At 52.8% G+C, this 18,830-nt stretch carries 20 protein-coding genes, 1 tRNA gene and 1 other RNA gene; 4 read left to right on the forward strand and 18 right to left on the reverse strand.

Annotation, left to right across the window (positions count from 1 at the left end):
- Positions 1-15: 15 nt before the first annotated feature.
- Complete coding sequence (locus FFA38_RS04415; protein WP_216641742.1) at positions 16-771, forward strand: ECF transporter S component; 756 nt, start codon at positions 16-18, stop codon at positions 769-771.
- Here FFA38_RS04415 and FFA38_RS04420 read toward each other — a convergent pair.
- The gene (locus FFA38_RS04420) at positions 768-1,184 is read right to left on the reverse strand and encodes a DoxX family protein (protein ID WP_138275585.1); all 417 of its coding nucleotides are present in this window, start codon (positions 1,182-1,184) and stop codon (positions 768-770) included. The two genes, FFA38_RS04415 and FFA38_RS04420, sit on opposite strands and share 4 nt — an antisense overlap.
- Positions 1,185-1,303: 119 nt before the next feature.
- Between FFA38_RS04420 and FFA38_RS04425 the strand changes: the two genes are divergently transcribed.
- On the forward strand, positions 1,304-1,696 hold the full coding sequence (locus tag FFA38_RS04425) for a hypothetical protein (RefSeq protein ID WP_138275586.1): 393 nt from the start codon (positions 1,304-1,306) through the stop codon (positions 1,694-1,696).
- On the opposite strand, the gene FFA38_RS04430 is transcribed toward FFA38_RS04425, so the two are convergent.
- From FFA38_RS04430 to prfB, 7 genes are all read right to left on the reverse strand, one after another.
- The gene (locus FFA38_RS04430) at positions 1,697-2,347 is read right to left on the reverse strand and encodes a trimeric intracellular cation channel family protein (protein WP_138275587.1); all 651 of its coding nucleotides are present in this window, start codon (positions 2,345-2,347) and stop codon (positions 1,697-1,699) included.
- A 111-nt stretch (positions 2,348-2,458) separates the two neighbouring features.
- Entirely contained in the window at positions 2,459-2,683 is a 225-nt protein-coding gene (locus FFA38_RS04435; RefSeq protein WP_138275588.1) for a hypothetical protein, read from the reverse strand.
- 217 nt (positions 2,684-2,900) lie between these two features.
- Positions 2,901-3,273, reverse strand: a transfer-messenger RNA (tmRNA) gene (gene ssrA, locus FFA38_RS04440).
- A 129-nt stretch (positions 3,274-3,402) separates the two neighbouring features.
- Complete coding sequence (gene smpB / locus FFA38_RS04445; protein ID WP_138275589.1) at positions 3,403-3,876, reverse strand: SsrA-binding protein SmpB; 474 nt, start codon at positions 3,874-3,876, stop codon at positions 3,403-3,405.
- A 7-nt stretch (positions 3,877-3,883) separates the two neighbouring features.
- A complete protein-coding gene (gene ftsX, locus FFA38_RS04450; protein ID WP_138275590.1) occupies positions 3,884-4,792 on the reverse strand; it encodes a permease-like cell division protein FtsX in 909 nt (302 codons plus the stop codon).
- Positions 4,789-5,469: a cell division ATP-binding protein FtsE gene (gene ftsE, locus FFA38_RS04455; protein WP_138275591.1), complete on the reverse strand. Its 681-nt coding sequence runs from the start codon at positions 5,467-5,469 to the stop codon at positions 4,789-4,791. The genes ftsX and ftsE overlap by 4 nt, the downstream gene beginning before the upstream one ends.
- Positions 5,470-5,507: 38 nt before the next feature.
- Positions 5,508-6,620, reverse strand: coding sequence for a peptide chain release factor 2 (gene prfB, locus FFA38_RS04460; RefSeq protein WP_138275592.1), 1,113 nt, complete (start codon positions 6,618-6,620; stop codon positions 5,508-5,510).
- Between the two features lie 36 nt (positions 6,621-6,656).
- Here prfB and FFA38_RS04465 point away from each other — a divergent pair, with 36 nt between their 5' ends.
- The gene (locus FFA38_RS04465; RefSeq protein ID WP_138315662.1) at positions 6,657-7,832 is read left to right on the forward strand and encodes an MFS transporter; all 1,176 of its coding nucleotides are present in this window, start codon (positions 6,657-6,659) and stop codon (positions 7,830-7,832) included.
- 9 nt (positions 7,833-7,841) lie between these two features.
- Here FFA38_RS04465 and FFA38_RS04470 read toward each other — a convergent pair whose 3' ends face one another.
- From FFA38_RS04470 to FFA38_RS04490, 6 genes are all read right to left on the reverse strand, one after another.
- Positions 7,842-8,174, reverse strand: coding sequence for a hypothetical protein (locus FFA38_RS04470; protein ID WP_138315663.1), 333 nt, complete (start codon positions 8,172-8,174; stop codon positions 7,842-7,844).
- A 53-nt stretch (positions 8,175-8,227) separates the two neighbouring features.
- Positions 8,228-8,587: a hypothetical protein gene (locus FFA38_RS04475; protein WP_138315664.1), complete on the reverse strand. Its 360-nt coding sequence runs from the start codon at positions 8,585-8,587 to the stop codon at positions 8,228-8,230.
- Positions 8,588-8,928: 341 nt separating this feature from the next.
- A complete protein-coding gene (locus FFA38_RS06890; protein WP_172956005.1) occupies positions 8,929-9,081 on the reverse strand; it encodes a hypothetical protein in 153 nt (50 codons plus the stop codon).
- A 10-nt stretch (positions 9,082-9,091) separates the two neighbouring features.
- Positions 9,092-9,658, reverse strand: a complete 567-nt coding sequence (locus FFA38_RS04480; protein ID WP_172956006.1) for a type II secretion system F family protein — start codon at positions 9,656-9,658, stop codon at positions 9,092-9,094.
- Positions 9,659-9,744: 86 nt separating this feature from the next.
- On the reverse strand, positions 9,745-10,503 hold the full coding sequence (locus tag FFA38_RS04485; RefSeq protein ID WP_138315666.1) for a type II secretion system F family protein: 759 nt from the start codon (positions 10,501-10,503) through the stop codon (positions 9,745-9,747).
- A complete protein-coding gene (locus FFA38_RS04490; protein ID WP_253786120.1) occupies positions 10,490-11,593 on the reverse strand; it encodes a TadA family conjugal transfer-associated ATPase in 1,104 nt (367 codons plus the stop codon). Before FFA38_RS04490 ends, FFA38_RS04485 begins: the two co-directional genes overlap by 14 nt.
- Positions 11,594-11,690: 97 nt before the next feature.
- Here FFA38_RS04490 and FFA38_RS04495 point away from each other — a divergent pair.
- A tRNA-Leu gene (locus FFA38_RS04495) sits at positions 11,691-11,775 on the forward strand.
- A 67-nt stretch (positions 11,776-11,842) separates the two neighbouring features.
- Here the strand turns inward: FFA38_RS04495 and FFA38_RS04500 are convergent.
- The 4 genes from FFA38_RS04500 to FFA38_RS04515 all read right to left on the reverse strand — a co-directional run bounded on the left by FFA38_RS04500 (position 11,843) and on the right by FFA38_RS04515 (position 18,762).
- The gene (locus tag FFA38_RS04500; RefSeq protein WP_138315668.1) at positions 11,843-13,270 is read right to left on the reverse strand and encodes a hypothetical protein; all 1,428 of its coding nucleotides are present in this window, start codon (positions 13,268-13,270) and stop codon (positions 11,843-11,845) included.
- A gap of 18 nt (positions 13,271-13,288) precedes the next feature.
- Positions 13,289-15,190, reverse strand: a complete 1,902-nt coding sequence (locus FFA38_RS04505) for a beta-galactosidase (protein ID WP_138315669.1) — start codon at positions 15,188-15,190, stop codon at positions 13,289-13,291.
- Position 15,191: 1 nt separating this feature from the next.
- The gene (locus FFA38_RS04510; RefSeq protein ID WP_138315670.1) at positions 15,192-17,309 is read right to left on the reverse strand and encodes an alpha-galactosidase; all 2,118 of its coding nucleotides are present in this window, start codon (positions 17,307-17,309) and stop codon (positions 15,192-15,194) included.
- 112 nt (positions 17,310-17,421) lie between these two features.
- Positions 17,422-18,762 carry an ABC transporter substrate-binding protein gene (locus FFA38_RS04515; protein ID WP_138315671.1) on the reverse strand — a complete coding sequence of 447 codons (1,341 nt, stop codon included), beginning with the start codon at positions 18,760-18,762 and terminating at the stop codon, positions 17,422-17,424.
- Positions 18,763-18,830 lie beyond the last annotated feature (68 nt).

Below are 18,830 nucleotides of genomic sequence, written 5' to 3' on the forward strand. Positions count from 1 at the left end.
TTCAAACACCAAGCCATGAGAGCCCTGGCTCTGTCACTCGCTTCCGTGGCGGCGCTGATGATGTTTACCTGGCCACTGGTTATTGGGGTAACTGCCCAGAGCGAATCTGAAATTGCCCAAACCGCATTTTTGATACTGATGCCGCTGGTTCTTGTTTTGCTACTGATTGAATTTTCAACCGGCGGAATCGATGCCCGACAGATTGCCCTACTGGGTGTACTAACTGCGCTCAATGCTGTGATTCGAATGCTGGGCGCCGGAACGGCCGGTGTGGAGACAGCATTTTTTCTGATTATTATCGCTGCCTACGTTTTTGGGCCAAGTTTTGGATTTCTCTTCGGGGCGCTGTCGCTTTTGGTTTCGGGTCTTCTCACGGGCGGTATCGGCCCGTGGTTACCATTTCAAATGATGGCCGCTGCCCTGGTTGGACTAGCAGCTGGTGCATTGCCAAAAGTTAGCAGAACCTGGCTCCAATTCCTGATGCTTTGCGGGTACGCATTCGTCGCCAGTTTTTTCTATGGCGGATTGATGACTCTTTGGAATTGGCCATTTCTTGCCGGCAGTGGGACTTCAATTTCTTACGTAGCCGGAGCCAGTCTCATCGAAAACCTAACGAGGTTTTTACAGTATGAAATCTTCACCGGCGGCTTGCTCTGGGACTTTGGGCGAGCGATTACGACCTCAGTTTTGATCTTGTTAACGGCACCAGCCCTGCTGGCCACTCTGAATCGAGCAGCAAACAGGGCTGGTTTTGTGAAGCTACCGGATTAGAAAACCGGAAGAATTACCACTGCCTGAAGAACCGCAGCTGCAGCACTGAACAGGAACAGCTTTGAAGTCATCTTCCAGGTGTATTTGTTCTCACCACGAACTGTGTGCATGATGTGCGCTACTGCCATGGTTAGAGCCAAACCAGCCGCTGCCAATACACCCCAAATTTGTGCCCAGGCAAAACCTGGAACAAAGTAGGCAGCCAGTGGCGCCAGGATGATGCCAACCGCACCAAGAAGCTCAACCCAAGCAATTAGACGAACCAAGCCAAACGGAATGTTTGCAACCCAGCCAAAACCTGCGCCAAGCAGGGTCTCTTTAGTTGCAGTGGCCTTGAACTTACCGGCCTTGTAGAAGCTGAACGCGACCAAAGCTGAAAGTGCCAGACCCGCGAGTGCATAAACGATGTTCATTGAAGTTCCTTTTATAGTCTTGAGTTTCGGATCATTCCGATTTACAGTAGTTAGTAAAGCATGGGTTGACTAAATTAGTCAAGTAGCCCTTTACAAAAAGTTACGAGTTAGGAGTCGCGATGGAAATCAAGGCACTTTGCGAACGCCAGGATGACGGCTGGTTGATTGCCGTGCCCGAACTCGGCAACTTTAAGACCACTGCGAAGCGCCTAGATAAGGCAACCGAGCAAATCAAACTGCTTGCCGAGCAAACCACCGGCGAGTCCAAGTGTGACATCGTGGTCAAGGTTGAAGCGGTTATGCCGGGAATCATCTGCGACATCGAATCAGCTCAAGCAAAAATGCGTGAGGCAACCCGTCTTCAAGAAGAAGCATCTAACGAGATTCGCGATGTGGTCGGACGCATGCGTGATCGTGGCCTGACGATGCGAGACATCGCGGTGTTGCTTGGTGTTACCCCTCAGCGTGTGGCCCAGTTGGCGCCTTGCACCGAAGAATCAGTAGTCGCCTAGCTAGACTCGCCAGGTTGGTAGTCGCCAACCCAGCCCAACCGCGATCATTCGGAGTGCAACGATTGCTGCGGCCGAAATACTGACCGACCAGAACGCACCCCAGTTGAGAGCGTTGAGCAAAACCACTAACCAGGCCCCGGCGAACGCCACCACTGCATATGGTTGGTGGTCATTGAAAGCGCGTGGAATTTCATTCACCACCACGTCTCGCAAAACCCCACCAAAGACCGGTGTGATCACACCCATAATTACCGCGATGATTGCCGGCATTCCAGCCTCGATCGCAATTTGAGTGCCCGTTGCGGCAAAAATTCCAAGCCCAAGCGCATCTGGCCACTGCATCGAGCGTTCGGTCAGTTCAATGTGACGGGCGCGCATAAAGAGCAGCGCCAGCGCGCAGAGACCAAGAATCACCCAAATCCAGCCCCAGTTTTCAACCCAAAAGAATGGCCTACGGTCCAAGAGAATGTCACGAAGCGTTCCGCCGCCAAAGGCAGCCAGCGCGGTGACAATTGCCATGCCAACAAGATCAAGCCGCTTACGCGCAGCCTCGATCAAACCAGATAGGGCAAACGCCAATGTACCAATGACCTCGAAGGCTAGGGTGCCATAGGAGACTAACCATTCGGCAACGGAAGAGGCTGAGGACATAGGTTAATCGTAGAGCAAGGCCAACCGCCACTCCCCTGCTTTACCACCAGGATCAAGAACGACAGGTGCGCAAAAGCGCCCCGCATTTCTGCGGAGCGCTTTACGACTGGCTTACCAGAGGGTTGTGATGGCGAGGGCTAGGAAATAGCAACCTAGACCTGTAAAGGCAAAGCCAAGACCGAGCCCAACTGGCGAGCCGAAACCATGCCAGCGTTCTTGGTAATCGAAGCCCTTTCGGCGCATCTTGTCTAGCATCTGGCGCGTGGCCACAGCGTCTTCAAGTTGGGCTTTTGATTCTTCGATGTGCTGTTGCTTTTTTGCTTTTTTGTCGATCATTTTTCTTCATTTCTCTAAATGGAATAGTGGAATGAAGCCAAAAAATAATAATTATCAACAATGCTTCTTGCCCAGTTTACTCGAGCACTGAGGTGGCAACTTGAGGATCGAGGCTTGCCAATGCTTTTAGCGGATTCAGTTAAACACTAAAACCCCCTATTACTAGGGGGTTTTGCGCTATGGGATGACTCGTAGCCTCTTGCCGAAACAAAAGCCTGAGTGGAGATGGGGGGAATTGAACCCCCGTCCAATACAGAGTTTCTGACTCTTCTACGGGTGTAGCTTCAATAAGGTTCTACTCGGCCCCGGCACTAGCTTGAAGCGACACATCCGACGGGCCCAGCCAAAGTGAAAGTCCCGAGCAGCCCTTAGGCACAACTACTCAGCAAGATCTCTAAATGACGCTAGGGTTCAGAACGAAATCAAATCTGATCTAACGGACTTCGGGGCTAGCGCTATTAAGCAGCTAGGGCGAAGTCGGTGCGTGATGATTTAGCACCTATAGTTTGCAGCGGACATTAACGAGTTGACGCTACATTCTCGACCCGCTTCTTCCAGTTACACATGCACTGTCGAAACCGATCATCCCCATATTTAGTTATCATCACCCCGAAAGACCTAACCTAAACGTCTGGGCCTTGATCTTTTGGGGTTATCTCAAGAATAAGCCCTACCGCCGACAATAGGCTGTGACTTCCCTGAGAGTGCTGGATGCCCTGTTACCAGTCCTTGCCCTTGGTGGACATTGCACGGGCAGCCTCACGTTTATCGGTCTGCTCCTTGAGGGTCTGGCGCTTATCGTACTCGCGCTTTCCCTTGGCCAAGGCAAGCTCGACTTTGGCACGGCCGTCTTTGAAGTAAATCGATAGCGGCACCAATGTAAAACCGGATTCCTTGATTTTGCCCATCAGTTTGTAAATCTCATGCCCGTTCAAAAGCAACTTGCGCTTGCGACGAGCTGGATGGTTGTTCCAGGTGGCCTGGGTGTACTCAGGAATATGCACATTCTCTAGCCAAACCTCGCCACCCTCGATGGTGGCATACCCGTCTACAAGAGAGGCTCGGCCAGCCCTCAGCGACTTAACCTCTGGACCGGTTAGCACCATGCCAGCCTCGTACACGTCAATAATTAGGTAGTCGTGACGGGCTTTGCGGTTGCTGGCAACAACCTTCTGTCCACGTTCTCTTGGCATAAGGGTTCTATATTCGCAGGTATCTGCGGATAGCCAAACCAGAGGCACCGGCAGCAAGAACTATTCCAGCAGCAATCAGCAGCGGAACAACAAGCAATCCATCGGCAAGAGTTACAAAGCTGGTGAACGGTAGACGCTCGGCCAGGTAACCCTGCACAAAGAATTGAACGATTCCGAGAACCGCACCGCCAGCCAATACCGATCCAATAGTGGCCGCGACAACACCCTCAAGGATGAATGGAAGTTGGATGTAGAAGTTGCTGGCACCGACAAGACGCATGATTCCAAGCTCGCGCCGGCGACTAAACGCACTCAGTCTGATTGTGGTTGAAATCAGCAGGGCAGCTGAGAAAAGCATTAGAACCGCAACACCGATGGACGCGATTGACGCGGCATTCAGAATGCTAAAGATTTGATCTAGGTACGTTCGCTGATCCCGCACTTCTTCAACGCCGGCCACGCCACCAAAACTCTCGGCAATGATTTGGCTCTGAGTTGAATCTTCAAGCTTTACCCAGAATGTCTCGTTTAGCTGGTTCTTCGAGACGTACTTAGCAACGGCGTTGTCCTTGAACTGCTCTTGGAAAGTCGCGTAGGCCTGATCGTGATCCTCGAAGTAGTACTTTTCAACGTAGGCAGCCAAAGTCGGCGACTGGAGCTTCTCTTCGACAGCAGCCTTCAGGTCATCCGAAGCCTCACCCTGAGGGCAAACATCCGCCGGCGAAACCTCACTGCAGAGGTAGATTGCCACCTGGGCTCGGTCGTACCAGTAGTTCTTCATCTGGCCAATTTGAAGCTGTAGCAGCGACGCGGTTCCGACGAAGGTCAACGAAATAAAGGTGACCAAAATCACCGATACCACCATCGATAAGTTGCGGAACAGACCCTGGCGAATCTCGCTCAAAAGAAATTTCATCGGTAAGAACCGCCCACTTCATCACGAATAATCACACCGTGCTGAAGCTCAACCACGCGCTTCTTGAGACGGTCTACTATGCCCCGGTCGTGGGTTGCCATAACCACCGTCGTGCCATTTAGGTTGATGCGCTCGATCAGAGCCATAATCTCTTCTGAAGTCGACGGATCAAGGTTTCCGGTCGGTTCGTCAGCAAGCAAAATCGCAGGTTTGTTGACAATCGCGCGGGCCAGAGCAACTCTCTGCTGCTCTCCACCCGATAGCTCACTTGGCAGGCGGTCTGCTTTACCCTCAAGCCCAACAAGCCTCAAAACATCTGGCACTGCCTCTTGAATGAAACCCTGAGACTTACCAATAACCTCGAGGCTAAACGCTACATTTTGCGCGATGGTCTTGTTTGGCAACAACCTGAAATCCTGAAAAACAACTCCAAGGCGCCTGCGGAAGAATGGGATTCTACGGCTCGGAATACCGACTAGGTTTTCACCGAGCACATGGACTGAGCCTGATGTCGGAACATCCTCGCGCAACATTAGGCGCATAAGCGAGGATTTGCCAGAGCCAGAGGCTCCAACCAGAAAGACAAAATCACCCTTCTCAATTTCAAGAGAAACAGCATTCAAAGCCGGCCGAGGCGAGCCCTTGTACTGTTTGGTGACGTTCGAGATGCTAATCATGATGCCTCCAGCCTAAGTTGAGGCTTTGGAATCAGGGCCTAAGCGCCGAGTTGTGTCTGCTTGCGCCAGCGAATGCCCGCAGCGATAAACCCGTCAAGATCTCCGTCGAAAACCGCGGAAGGGTTGTTGACTTCGTAGTCAGTGCGCAGGTCTTTGACCATTTGGTATGGCGCCAAAACGTATGACCGCATCTGCTCACCCCAACTTGCCTTGACATCACCGGCAATTTGCTTCTTTTTAGCTTCTTCTTCGCGTCGACGAATCTCGAGCAATCGAGACTGCAAAACGCGCATCGCAGCAGCTTTGTTTTGAATTTGGCTTTTTTCATTCTGGCAACTCACGACAGTTCCGGTTGGCAGGTGAGTGATGCGCACAGCTGAATCAGTCGTGTTAACCGATTGCCCGCCCGGTCCAGATGAACGGAAAACATCGATGCGAATTTCATTCTCGGGAATCTCGATAGCTTCAGTTTGCTCAACCAAAGGAACAACTTCGACTGCAGCGAATGAGGTCTGGCGCTTGCCAGCAGCATTGAATGGACTCATTCGAACCAGTCGATGCGTGCCAGCCTCGACAGAAAGTGTTCCAAAAGCGAATGGTGCATCGATCTCAAAAGTTGCCGACTTGATACCAGCACCCTCCGCGTATGACGTGTCGAGAACTTGAACCGGCATTTTCTGTTTTTCTGCGTAGCGCAGGTACATGCGCATGAGCATCTCGGCAAAATCAGTGGCATCGTCACCGCCGGCACCTGACCGAATGGTCACCACGGCAGCTCTGGAATCGTATTCACCATTCAGCAAGGTTTGAACCTCGAGCTCTGAAACCAGCTTTTGCAACGACTCGAGTTCAGATTTGGCCTCTGATTGAACACTGGCATCCGCGGCATCATTGGCCAACTCAACTAAAACTTCAAGGTCATCTAGACGCGATTGAACCGATTCGAGTTTGTTGATCATGTTTTGCTTGTGGGAAAGCGCACTGGTGACCCGCTGAGCATTGGCGGCATCGTCCCAAATGTTCGGGTCAGAGGCTTGTTCCTTCAGCTCCAGAACCTCGCGGGCCAGCTTCTCGACATCTACAACATGGCCGATGTCGGCAAAAGTTGCGCGTAAGTCGCGTATTTCTTGAGTGAGGTCCAGGTCTGCCATTTCTCCCCTAGTTTAGGCGAGGGGCATAATTGAAAGGTGCCGGCCAAGAAGAACTTTCAGATTAGAGAGCTTGTTCTGCCGGTTTACCTACCGGCGATGCTGTTCTCAATCGGTGAAGCAGGTCTGATTCCGATTATTCCGGCGAGCGCGGAACGCCTGGGCGCCGACATCCCTACGGCTGGCCTCATCGCAGGATTGGTCATGATGGGCACCCTTGCCGCAGACCTACCCGCTGCGAAATTTGTGAATCGAGTCGGCGAACGCAAATCGATGATTTGGGCTTCAGCGGCGGCCGCACTGGGCATCCTGTTTGCGGTTTTTGCTGCGAATATCTTCATGATCGGCCTCGGAGTTTTCATCCTAGGCGGTTCTGCTGCGATTTTTGGTTTGGCTAGGCACGCCTACATCGCTGAAACTGTGCCAGCAAATCAACGAGCTCGAGCCCTATCGGTTTTGGGTGGAATGTTTCGAATTGGAACATTCATTGGCCCGCTCCTTGGCGCTTCAGTTATCGCCACCCTCGGTATCGAATTTGTTTACTGGAATGCCGTTATTTTTTGCGGTGCAGCCGGCATTGTGCTGCTATTCACCCACCCAGAGAAAATGCTCAACACTCCCCCAGACAATGGTGGAAGCGTTTGGAAGATTGCGAAGCTGCATCGACGCACCCTATTGACGCTGGGAACAGCATCGATGATCGTGGCAATGTCGCGCACCGCAAGATTTATCGGACTCCCACTTTGGGCTCTATTTATTGGACTTGATGCCGCTGAGACCTCTCTTTACATAGGCATCGCGGGGGCAATTGACTTCACCCTCTTTTATCTGGGTGGCCAAATTATGGATAAGTACGGCCGAAAAGCTGCCGCAATTCCAACCCTGTTAGGCATGAGCCTTTGCCTAACGCTGGTTCCCTTTACCAGCGATGGCAGTGCTTTTCTAACCGTGGCAATCATGATGGCCTTGGCCAATGGAGTTGGTAGCGGCCTTGTGATGGTTATAGGGGCAGACGCTTCGCCGGCAGTTGGACGCAATGAATTTTTAGCCGGCTACCGCTTTTTGATGGATGCAGGAGTGGCTGCAACCGCCCCCATAATGTCGCTAATCACCGTGATTGCCTCGCTATCGGGCGCCATGTTTTTCATGAGTGGACTAGCGGTAATCGGTGCGGTCTTTATGTATCGCTATCTACCTACTCACAAGCGCACCTAGCCCCCTCGGCTAGCCAGCCCGCGCTGATGCATGGCTGCAAACCATCAGATTCGATGGAGTTATTGAAATCGATATAGGCGCCTGCCACCGACCACAGACCTGAACCGTGACGGTTTTCCCGTCGCTGACCTCTATGTCGCTCAGCACCAAGTCCAAACCGGCATCCTCTGGCAGTTGACCGAAGTAATTGTCTGCCGGAAGACCCTGCTGAGCCGACCAAATAGCCGCACCCTCGGCCAAGCTAGTCAGCCTCTTTTGAAAAATGATCAGCGATGTTGCCGTGACAATCACCAACAGCGTGGCCGTTGAAAACATCAGCAACCCAATAAACATCGGCGCCATCGACCCCCGCTCAGATCGAACACCTTGCGGACGCAAGCTAAATCGGGGTCGCATCACGGCACCGGCAGGTATGAGGTAGCCGAGACGGCACCGATTTGCACCCTTAGTGCTGCAATGCTGCCAGAGTCAGCGCAACTTCCATCGCAATCCAATACCCAACTCACCTTTGATCCAACCTGAAACTGAGTAGTTAGGTCGTCAACGGTTTCTTGGATTGGCAATCCATGCAGCAGGTGTGACCTGAGAGCGTGCCTAGATATCGATTCAGATGCAATCTGGTCATGCTGCCAAGCAAGCAGAGCGGTGCCAGAGGTCAGCAGGGTCAGCTGAAGCAGTAGGCCCAGGACAACAAACTCAATCAGGCTCGATCCTCGCTCATCATTCAGCCTCACGCTGAGCATGTGACACCTCATTCAGCTCCAGGCCGGGTGCTAAAAAACCCAACGTTGGAATCCTGATAGAGGCTTGGACTCTTTCAGTGCTAATTCCTTCAGAATCCAATCGACTGCAAAGAACCGTGGTCGACCATTCCGGACCAAACGTGTGGGCAAGCAACTCCCGGCTGCGAGCGCACCCGGTGGCGGAGGTCTGATCAGCTAGTGCAGCGAAACGAGCCCCTTCAACAGCAGCATCCAGCAAAAGCGAACGACTAAAACCAGCGAGGAGCACGCTGATTACAGTTAGGCTGAGCAAAATCGCGGGTGCGGCGAGAAGAACGAATTCCACCACCGATGAGCCACGCTCTGGATCTGCTTTAGAACGCGACAACTTTATTCATAGCCTGCTGGAACACGCCCTGCAGAGCTGGGCCGGCAACAGTCCACATCAGCACAACCAACCCTGCGGTCATCAGCGTGATTAGGACCCAGCCGGGAACATCCCCGCGGTCATCGATTAGTTTCTTCATTTTTTTCCTCCTAGATGTAATTCAGATTGAGCAGTTGCAAACTTGGGTAAATCGCAAAGAGGACGGTGACCGGCAGGATCAAGAACACCAAGGGAATAAGCATCCGTGTTTCGTTTCGGCCAGCAAGTCGTGACAGCTGGTTGCGCATGTCACCGCGGCTGGCAGAGGCCTGCTCGGCCAAAACTGAGACCAGCGGTGTGCCCCGCTCAAAAGACCACAGCAATTTGTGACAAAACTCCTGAACCTGTCTCGAAGGTAGCCGCTGCGAAAGCGCGGTGATTTCGCGCTCGAGACTTGAGCCCTGATCCAGGCTCACCACAATCCGGTCCAGCTCCGCAGCCAAGATTCCGTTCATTCGCCCGCGCAAATGGGACATAGCAGCATAGAGCCCAGACCCGGAGAACACGGCTACCCAGAGCAAATCGATAAAATCCGGCAATTCCAGATTGACCCGATCGAGCCGCCGCTTGGCAATAACCTTCTGCCTCAGCCACATTGATAACTGGTCAAATTTGGTTGCAAAACTGCCATCTTTGGCCGAATCCAGCTGAGTACTAGATGGATTAATGCGTGCCATCAACCTGTTTCCACTCGCGGGTTTGAGCGCGAGGGCAGTCAAGTAAAAGGCTGCGCCCAGCAACCCTGAAGCAAACCAAATCACCATTAGCCAAACACCCTCGGTTGCTGCGGTAGTACTGCCATGACGTGAATGAGCCGATAGGCACCGAGCGAGACTATGAAGCCAACGAGCAATACCGCCGAGCCGTTCGACGTGTTGTAAATCGCTGCGTTTTCGGGCCTGCTCGACAACAGAGCGACAATTATCCACGGAGCAGCGACAGCCAACTTGGCCGTGCCGGCAACCCAACTTTGTTTGGATTCAAGCTGCCCTATCAGCAGTAGATCTTCTCTCAATTGCTTGGACTGGGCTTTTAGAGCCGGCGCCAGCCCCTCGCCGCCGTTCAAACTAGATAGGCGAAGTAATTCGATGAGTCGGTCGGAGTGGGCCTCGCCGAATTGAGACTTTAGCCAATCGAGAGAATCTAAATTTGACCAACCTGAATCGAGCCTCCGATTGAAACCGGCAAAAGCCTGTCGAAACCTCATGGGGCCGCGTTGGGCGAGGGCATCAAATGCTTCTGGGATGGAGATTCCTGCCGAGACCGCCGAGGACATCGAGTCAACTACCTCAGGCCACGCCTTTATGAGCTCCGACCTTCGGTTTTTGGCAATAAGCGCAAGCGCCTCAAACCCCAAACCAACTAAACCCAAGGTTGCAAAAACCGCAAGAGCTGCCACTTTCGATGCCAAGAACATCGCGTAGCCCACGAAACCTGACAGCAAAATCAAGCCCGATAAGAAGCCTGAAACACCAACGCGATGCAAACCTGCGCCCTCGAGAGTCGATCTAAGCCAACGCATCTGTTGCTTCTATCTTTGAAACTTTAATGTCTCCGGAAACCCATTCCACGCGAGAGATCTCCCGCACGCTTCTAGCGCCACTGGAAGCCAGCTCACAGTGCACCACCAACTGAATGCAGTTGGCTACTGTCGGATCAACAAAGCTACTGGTGATGTTCTGGCCGGCCAGGAGAGGCAGCGTACACAGCTTGGAAATCGCCTCAGCGGCTGAATTGGCATGAATGGTGCATAGGCCCGGTAGCCCAGAATTTAGGGCAATCAGAAGGTCAAGGCTCTCGGCCTCGCGGACCTCTCCGACCACCAAACGGGTTGGCCGCATTCTGAGTGACTCTTTGACAAGCCGCCTAAGGGATACCTCACCGACGCCTTCAAGGTTTGACTGACGAGTCTGCATAGCCACCCAATCGGCACCCTGAATTCGAATTTCAAAAGTCTCCTCGACCGAGATAATGCGTTCGCTAACAGGAAGTTCGGCTAGCAGGGCGCAGAGCATGGTGGTCTTCCCAGATTGAGTGGCCCCAGACACCAAAATGTTTTGACCTACTCGAACCGCCTGGGATAGAAAGTGCGCCTGATTCTCGCTTATGGCACCTCGGACAACCAGGTCGGCGAGCGAGATAATCCGCTTGGGAAACTTACGGATATTTAGCGACCAATGCTGCCTTGTGATGTCTGGGATAACTACGTGCAGGCGTGATCCATCCGGGAGCGACGCATCAACGAATGGTGATGACCGGTCCAGCCTTCGGCCAGTTGAGCGCAGCATTCTCTCTATGACGTTCCTGAGTTGGTCATCGGTGAATTCAACCGAGTACTTCTCAGGCCTGCCACCCCTTGCGCAATGGATCTCTCCCGGTCGGTTAATCCAAACCTCTTCAATCCCATCGTCTGACAGGAAATCCTGCAGAAAACCGAACCCAAAAAGTTCATTGCTAGCTCGGGTGGCTAACCATGATTCTTGACTAACTAAGGCTGGATCGGCCTCAATTAGTTCATCCAGCGCTAATTCGAGCGCTTGATCCGCGGGAAGACTGTTTTCGTGCGCAAGCAATCGGGCTTTTGACCCGATTTTCTCAACGATTGAGCTCACTTTTACTCCGATTTTGGATGGCTGCTCAATATTTATTGACTTTTTTTGCGATTACCGAAGTTATCCACAGAGACTATCCCTTATGCTTATAAGGCATGCGGGAGTGGCGAAATTGGCAGACGCACTGGATTTAGGTTCCAGCGCCGCGAGGCGTGTGGGTTCAAGTCCCACCTTCCGCACCAGCTAGAACAGCCGGACAAGTTTTTACTTAGTCCGGCTTTTTCTTTTAACTGGTTTGGCTTCTGCTTTTTAGCGGCTATGGATTTTATTGGCGCGGACGTAATCGGCTATCAATAGGGCAAATGCCACCGTGTGAACAATTACCACTAGCCAGACAACCCATTCGAGCCTTGCCCAATCAGCTGGCATCCTCACCCACTCAATACCCAGCGAAGCCGGGTCGGCTGCCCTCGGACTGACCAATGCGGCAATTGGGGAAACCAAACCGTGCCCGGCTGACGCCGAAGCCTGAACCTGCGCGTTGTACACCTGCAGGTTTGCGGCCAGGATGGCGTGAAGATTCACAGTGTTAGCCGCAGCCAGTGCCACAAGTATGAGTCGACGCCCAAGTTTTACTGCCCAAACAAGCGCTAGGACTGCAAATGCCTGTGCCAGATACCGCTCATGCACCCGCGTCGGCAGCATAAAGAAACCAAAAAGGAGAAGCGCGAATGCCGTCAGCACTTGCTCGGGGTTATGCCTTTTTATCAGCATCCAAAAAATACCCGCAGCCAAGAGCAGAAACAGAACGGACCCCCAGATACCGGCTGGAACGCCGAAAATCGGCAAATTATCCATGCGCCAATAAACTGTGCCGGTATCAATCTGCTGCGCCAACGAAGGTGAACCAATTAGAGCCCATGGGTTGTAGGCATTTGCGGTAAGAACTGGAAACAGGCCGGCGGTTGCAAAGTACTGATACAGCAGCCCAAGCAGGTCGCCAAGGATAGGAACGTCCCTAAGTCCACTGTTGACGTAGGACTCCATCGACCAAGGAACAGCAATCAGGGTGAACGTTAGCAAACCGGCACCGATTGTCGATGCGAATCTTCTAGCCCTCAGTTCACGATGAACAACCTGCCCAATCAGAACCGGCAGCAGGATCAGCACCACCAGCGCACCCTGCGGCTTGGTGAGGACAGCGAGGACCAAAAACACGGATGAAAGTTCGGGTTTTTTATCGATAACAAATATGACGGCCAGCAGCATAGGCAAGGCGGCTAGCGAATCAACTTGACCCCAAATCGCTGAGACGTACCAAGTGACTGGAACAAATAGATAAAGCCCAGCCGCGATCAGGCCAATTTTGGAGCCAAACCATTTACGTCCAGCAAAAGCCAGCGCTCCGGCTACTCCGAGGTCGGCAAATATAGATGGCAACTTCAGGAGAGTCCAGGTGTTGGCCGCCCCCAAGACCTCGCCATAGGGCCGAATTTCCCTACCGAGCCACAAAAGCCCCTGCAAAACGTCGGCAAAAACCGGCGGGTAATTCATGGCCGGCAGGTAGGTATAAGCGTCATAACCCCACTGGTCTATTTCAATCATCCAGTCGACGAACGTGGCAAGGTCCCACGCGAAACCTTGATTTAGAAATACGCCAAAAGCCAGATACCAGCGCAAAATCAAACCGGCGGACATCAGCCCAGTAAGAATGAGCCAAAATCTGCGAATCGACATTTTGACTCCTAAACCAACCTAGATAACTGAAACGGTGTCGGAATTGTGGTCAATTGTGAATGTGCGACCGCCACGCTTAATCACTTCAACCCCACTGCCACCCTCGGTTTCAATTCCCAACTCACTGATAATCCCAGCGAACAGGCTCTCCAACGAATCTCCGTCTAGCGAAGTAGCCACGTACCAAGATGGATGCACTTCGCCGCATCGGGCAACTGCCACCGAGTCCTTTGCTGCACCGGAGGTAAAACTTGCCAGCACCTGCGCACCTCGTGCCGAGGAAACCTCTGACCAGGTTTTGGCATTCATGCCATTGCTTAGTTGCGCGATTTCGCCGGCCCTGAGCGGCGCAAATTCTTCAACGAACACTCCGAGTACATCGCGAACAAGACGCCCGCCATAACCGCCCAGCTTCACTGCATCACGCTCATTGGAGATTCCGCTGAAGTAAGAAACCACTAGGCTTCCGTGCATGCTTGCGTACTCAATAAGCTGCGCCTCGGTGTTTTCGCTAATCAGATAAAGCATCGGAGCCAGGACTACCTTGTAGCGCGAAAGCTCCTCGACCGATGAATTGGGCTTTACAAAATCAACTCGAGCACCCAACTTCCAAAGTGCCGCGTACCACTCATGTGCGACATCGGTATATGAAAGGTTTTCAGACGGAAGGTTCTTTTGCGACAGCGCCCACCATGACTCGTAATCAAACATGATCGCAATCTCGGCAGGTTCTGTTTCGGAGCCAACCAAATCAGCCAGCTCGCCGAGCTTCGAACCAAGTTCAACAACATTTCGCCAAGTTCGGCTGTCGGTTCCGGTGTGAGGAACCATTGCCGAGTGGAACTTCTCTGAGCCGCTGATTGACGCACGCCACTGGAAAAACATGGCGCCATCAGAACCGCGTGCCACGTGCGATAGTGAGTTTTTCAGCATCTGCCCAGGCTCTTTGGCCAGGTTGTTTGGCTGCCAATTCACTGCGCTGGTTGAATGCTCCATGAGCAACCAAGATTTACCCTTAGCCCAGCCGCGGGTTAGGTCAGCTTCAAAGGCCAAATCGATGTGGTTCTCAGGATCTTCTGCAATCAGGTAGTGATCGGTCGATACAAAATCAACCTCCTCAGCCCACTTCCAGTAGTTCATGAACTTGGTGTGCTTCATGGTCATAAAGTTCGTGGTGATTGGGTGAACTTCATCAATCCCACGGATAGCGTCCCGCTCCATGGTGAAAAGCGACAAAATCTCATCGTTGGAGAAACGGAAGTAGTCGAGCATCATCGATGGGTTTGGATAGGTGCCGTCCGGAGTCTGGCGGGGTGGCAGGATTTCATCCCAGTGGTGATAGCGCTGGGACCAAAAACTGGTTCCCCAAGCCTTATTCAACTCATCTAGCGCACCGTACTTGTCACGCAGATAGCGACGCCACGAGGCTGCGCTGACATCACAGAAACACATTGGATTGTGGCAACCGTATTCATTATTTACGTGCCACATCTTTAGTGCCGGGTGTTGACCGTACCTTCGCGCCAACTGTTCAGCCAAAGCCTTGGCCCGCTCACGGTAAATCGGTGAGCTAGCGCAATAGGCCTGACGGCCTCCCTGAGAAAGACGGGTGCCGGATTGGTTTACTGGCAAAACCTCTGGATATTTAACTGTCAACCATGCCGGCGGCGAAGCCGTGGCGGTGGCAAGGTCAATTCCGATTCCGTTTTCGTGCATAATTTCGAAAACTTCGTCTAGCCAATCAAAATGGTAATCACCTTCGGCAAACTCCAAATTTGCCCAGGCAAATACGCCCAGCGTCACGAGATTTACGCCTGCTTCGCGCATCAACCGCGCGTCCTCCAGCCAAACCTCTCGGCTCCACTGGTCAGGGTTGTAGTCCCCGCCGTACTGCAGTTGGCTTGGTTTGAATTGAGGCATTTTAGACTCGCTCAACCTCTACCAAGAAGCCATTTTCTGGAGCAAGGATTGGTGGGCGAACACCGATCTTTGAAAGAGCAGCACCCGACAATTCGACGCCCTCAATCCAGGTAGGCATTCTTCGCTGAACGTACTCAGGTGCACCGGCAGGCTGGACCATCTTGATTCGATAGTTGGCCTTCGGGTCCAGACCCTCTAGGCGCAGTGCGGTAGGTGTCATACCGGGAATCGCACGAAGTGTCACGTAGGCAAAAATTGCCTTGGACTTATCCTGCGAGACCACGCCGTGAACAAATGAGCTGTCGTCAGGTTGCTCAACACGAATCATTTTTCCGGTGTGTAGCAGCGATCGGTTGGCCTTGTAGTAGCTTGCCCAACTCTTTAGTGCAGCGCGCTCTTCAGGAGTGGTTTCAGTGACATCCCACTCCAGTCCAGCGTGACCAAACAGTGCCGAAATAGCGCGGAACGAGAGCGAGTGTGTGCGATGAGTGGTGTGCGAGTGGGTTGGGCCGATGTGCGATCCGAGCATCTCAGGTGGAATCGCAAACTGGGTGTATCGCTGAATGTATTGACGCTCCAGCGCATCATTACAGTCACTGGTCCAGAAACGGTCAGCGTGTTCGACCATACCTAGGTCAATACGGCCACCTCCAGATGAACAAGATTCAATCTCTAGGCCAGGGTGGTTGGCTTTCAGTTGGTCAAACAGACGATAAATTGCCTTGGTCTGCTCGCGAACAGCAGCCTGCCCCAGGTGAGCCGCCTCGGTCAAGGTTCGGTTGTGATCCCACTTGATGTAAGCAATGTCGTACTCGCTGAGAATTGCATCAACTTGCCCGAATACGTGGTCGTAAGCACCCTGGTGAGTAAGGTCAAGTACCTGCTGGAATCTACCCTCAGGCGGCACTCGGTCGCCAACGTGCAGAATCCACTCTGGGTGCGCACGGTAAAGGTCTGAATCTGGGTTGACCATTTCTCCTTCAAACCAGAGGCCAAATTCCATTCCGCGTGACTTAACAACGTCGATGAGCGGCTTCAAACCATTCGGCCAAACATCCTTAGAAACCACCCAGTCCCCCAAGCCTGAGTGGTCGTCGCGTCGAGAGCCAAACCAGCCGTCATCAAGAACAAATCGTTCAACACCGATTTCTTGCGCAACGTCAGCAAGCTGCTCCAGCTTCTCAAGATTGTGGTTGAAGTAAACCGCTTCCCACACATTCAGAGTCAATGGACGCGGGCGAACATTACTTGGGTGGGTTGGGCGCGAGCGCAACCAGCGGTAGTGGCGGTCGGTTATGCCATCAACACCTTCGCCTGAGTAGCTGGCCACAACAGTTGGAGCCTCATAGGTCTCACCCGAAGCCAGGATGACTTCGCCTGGGAGCAAAAGCTCGCCGGCACCCATAGTGGTGCGGCCGGTTGGCTGGCGTTCTACTAGGTGACGGGTATTTCCACTCCACTGCAGACCAAGAGAGAAAACCTCTCCGCGCTGGTAATCCGCGTCTTTGGTCATAGCCAACTGGACGATGGTGTAGTCATGGCCAGAGCGACCTTCGCGAATTTCGCGAGCCCAGGTTCCGACCTGAATCTCGCGTCGCTGAGGCTGGCGCTCCTTAACCCAGCGACCAGTAAAGTCAACAGTCTCAGAAACGTAATCCGGAATTGGCAACCAGGTGGTTAGCTCGCCGAGCGAGAACGAAGTTGCTCCAAGGTTTTTGATGGTCTGAGAAATTTTTAGTATGCCCGAGGCGCCCAATTCAAAGTTGGCAGTAACTTCAAGCCCCGCGGCAAGATCCGCACTGCGGACAAATAGAGTGTTGTCACCTGCCGAAACTTCGGTGATGTCAAACATTTGCGACCAGTCCTGGCCATCGCGGTGCCCCTGCACTGCTGGGCGGCCTAGGTAGCCACGTGAATTTTCACGCCAGATGCCTGGGTTCTGAAATGCATCCAAATCTGCGTGAGGAACACCCTCCTGCATCGCGCTCAAAAGACTCTTTGCATCGATGGCGCTGCCGAGGTCAGAACCCCAGTGCAACACCACAGGCGTGCCTGTAGACAAATCAATAATTACTGAGACGCCGTCGGCTGACAGAGTGTAAAAAGTTTGAGCGGTCATTTTGAAAAATCCTCAGGATGTTTGGATGTTGCTTTGATTTTGAAACGGGGATTAAAGAAGGCCCGGTGTCGCCAATGTTGCACGCCACCGGACCTCCCTTGTAATCAACTCACTACTGGAATAGTGCCTTTACCTGGTCGTTCGCTGCAGTTAGCGAGTCGGCCTTTGCCTTGCCTGACATGATGGCTTCCATTGCTGGGGTCATGATGTCGTTGATCTTTGACTTCTTGTCTGCAATTGGGAACAAGAAGGTGGTGCCGTTGTCGATGTGGGTTGAGAATGCTGAAACGTCAACACCCTTTGCCTGCATCGCCGCTACAGCCTTGTCGGTTGCAGCTGGGATAGCTGGGAATACAACAGCTGCCTCAGCAACAACGTCCTGACATGCAGCTGAACCTAGGTACTTAACCCACTGCCATGCAGCTTCTGGGTTCTCGGTGGTTGCAGAGATGTTGTCTGCTAGACCGTTGTACATAGATGCACGTGAACCGGTTGGGCCAACTGGGGTCGCAGCAAGTGCTGGCTCAAAAGTGTCGCTCTTCGCGCCAAAGATTGAACCGGTCATCCATGAACCGTTTGAGGCCATTGCAACAGTTCCTGCAGCTAGCTGGTCTGACCAGCCCACACCCTGCTGCTGGTCGAATGAAGGCATGTAGCCCTTCTCAACTAGGCTGTACCACCAGTCGATGGTCTCCTGTAGCTTGATGTCGTCGTAGTGGTAGTTGGTGTCCCAAGGACCGTCGTTTACCTTCCAGCCGTTAGCAGCTGCTAGGAATGACCACTGAGTCTGACCATCGCCACCGCCTGAGCCTTCCATCCAGATACCGTAGGTCTTGACCTTGCTCTTGTCGAAGCCAGCCTCGTCACCGCGAACGCCGTTTTCGTCAACGGTTAGGTGAGCAATTGCCTTCTCGTAGGTTCCACCGTCGGTTGGGTTCCAGTCAAGGTTGCTCATGTCCACGCCAGCTGCATCGGTTAGCTGCTTGTTGTAGAACAAAGCGATGGTGTCAAAGTCCTTTGGAAGACCGTACTGAACACCCTCAGGTGAGGTCCAAAGTGATGCAAGACCTGGCTGGTAGGTGTTGTCTACGTCTACGCCGTCACGAGCGATGTACTCGTCAAGGGCAAGAATGGTGCCGTTGGCAACGAACTCTGGGTAGAACGCAAGGTGTGAAGTGAAAACGTCATAGCCATCGCCTGATACGAAGCCTGCGTTAACCTTCTTCCAGTAGTCATCCCAACCAATCTGCTCGATCTCGATGGTGATGTCTGGGTTAGCTGCGGTGAAGTCATCAGCACACTGCTGGTAAGCAGGCAACTGGTTTGAGTCCCATAGACCGTAGCTGATGGTGCCCTTTGCCTCAGGCGCTGCTTCTGGAGCACAACCAGCTAGCACTAGAGGAAGAGATGCTACTGCAGCAACTGCTACAGCCTTCTTCATAATCTTCTTCATTGAATTTCCTTTTTATATAGTTGTCGGCAGCTAGTAGGCAGCCTGTAGCTCGTCCGGCGAACGAGCCC

Origin of the sequence: Rhodoluna limnophila, from assembly GCF_005845365.1 — a bacterium.
Lineage (GTDB): Bacteria > Actinomycetota > Actinomycetes > Actinomycetales > Microbacteriaceae > Rhodoluna > Rhodoluna limnophila.

What these genes read in the sequence shown, in the direction of transcription:
- FFA38_RS04415 (WP_216641742.1), top strand. Translation starts at nt 16, where the DNA reads ATGAGAGCCCTGGCTCTGTCACTCGCTTCCGTGGCGGCGCTGATGATG.
- FFA38_RS04420 (WP_138275585.1), bottom strand. Translation starts at nt 1,184, where the DNA reads ATGAACATCGTTTATGCACTCGCGGGTCTGGCACTTTCAGCTTTGGTC.
- FFA38_RS04425 (WP_138275586.1), top strand. Translation starts at nt 1,304, where the DNA reads ATGGAAATCAAGGCACTTTGCGAACGCCAGGATGACGGCTGGTTGATT.
- FFA38_RS04430 (WP_138275587.1), bottom strand. Translation starts at nt 2,347, where the DNA reads ATGTCCTCAGCCTCTTCCGTTGCCGAATGGTTAGTCTCCTATGGCACC.
- FFA38_RS04435 (WP_138275588.1), bottom strand. Translation starts at nt 2,683, where the DNA reads ATGATCGACAAAAAAGCAAAAAAGCAACAGCACATCGAAGAATCAAAA.
- smpB (WP_138275589.1), bottom strand. Translation starts at nt 3,876, where the DNA reads ATGCCAAGAGAACGTGGACAGAAGGTTGTTGCCAGCAACCGCAAAGCC.
- ftsX (WP_138275590.1), bottom strand. Translation starts at nt 4,792, where the DNA reads ATGAAATTTCTTTTGAGCGAGATTCGCCAGGGTCTGTTCCGCAACTTA.
- ftsE (WP_138275591.1), bottom strand. Translation starts at nt 5,469, where the DNA reads ATGATTAGCATCTCGAACGTCACCAAACAGTACAAGGGCTCGCCTCGG.
- prfB (WP_138275592.1), bottom strand. Translation starts at nt 6,620, where the DNA reads ATGGCAGACCTGGACCTCACTCAAGAAATACGCGACTTACGCGCAACT.
- FFA38_RS04470 (WP_138315663.1), bottom strand. Translation starts at nt 8,174, where the DNA reads ATGGCGCCGATGTTTATTGGGTTGCTGATGTTTTCAACGGCCACGCTG.
- FFA38_RS04475 (WP_138315664.1), bottom strand. Translation starts at nt 8,587, where the DNA reads ATGAGGTGTCACATGCTCAGCGTGAGGCTGAATGATGAGCGAGGATCG.
- FFA38_RS06890 (WP_172956005.1), bottom strand. Translation starts at nt 9,081, where the DNA reads ATGAAGAAACTAATCGATGACCGCGGGGATGTTCCCGGCTGGGTCCTA.
- FFA38_RS04480 (WP_172956006.1), bottom strand. Translation starts at nt 9,658, where the DNA reads ATGGCACGCATTAATCCATCTAGTACTCAGCTGGATTCGGCCAAAGAT.
- FFA38_RS04485 (WP_138315666.1), bottom strand. Translation starts at nt 10,503, where the DNA reads ATGCGTTGGCTTAGATCGACTCTCGAGGGCGCAGGTTTGCATCGCGTT.
- FFA38_RS04500 (WP_138315668.1), bottom strand. Translation starts at nt 13,270, where the DNA reads ATGTCGATTCGCAGATTTTGGCTCATTCTTACTGGGCTGATGTCCGCC.
- FFA38_RS04505 (WP_138315669.1), bottom strand. Translation starts at nt 15,190, where the DNA reads ATGCCTCAATTCAAACCAAGCCAACTGCAGTACGGCGGGGACTACAAC.
- FFA38_RS04510 (WP_138315670.1), bottom strand. Translation starts at nt 17,309, where the DNA reads ATGACCGCTCAAACTTTTTACACTCTGTCAGCCGACGGCGTCTCAGTA.
- FFA38_RS04515 (WP_138315671.1), bottom strand. Translation starts at nt 18,762, where the DNA reads ATGAAGAAGATTATGAAGAAGGCTGTAGCAGTTGCTGCAGTAGCATCT.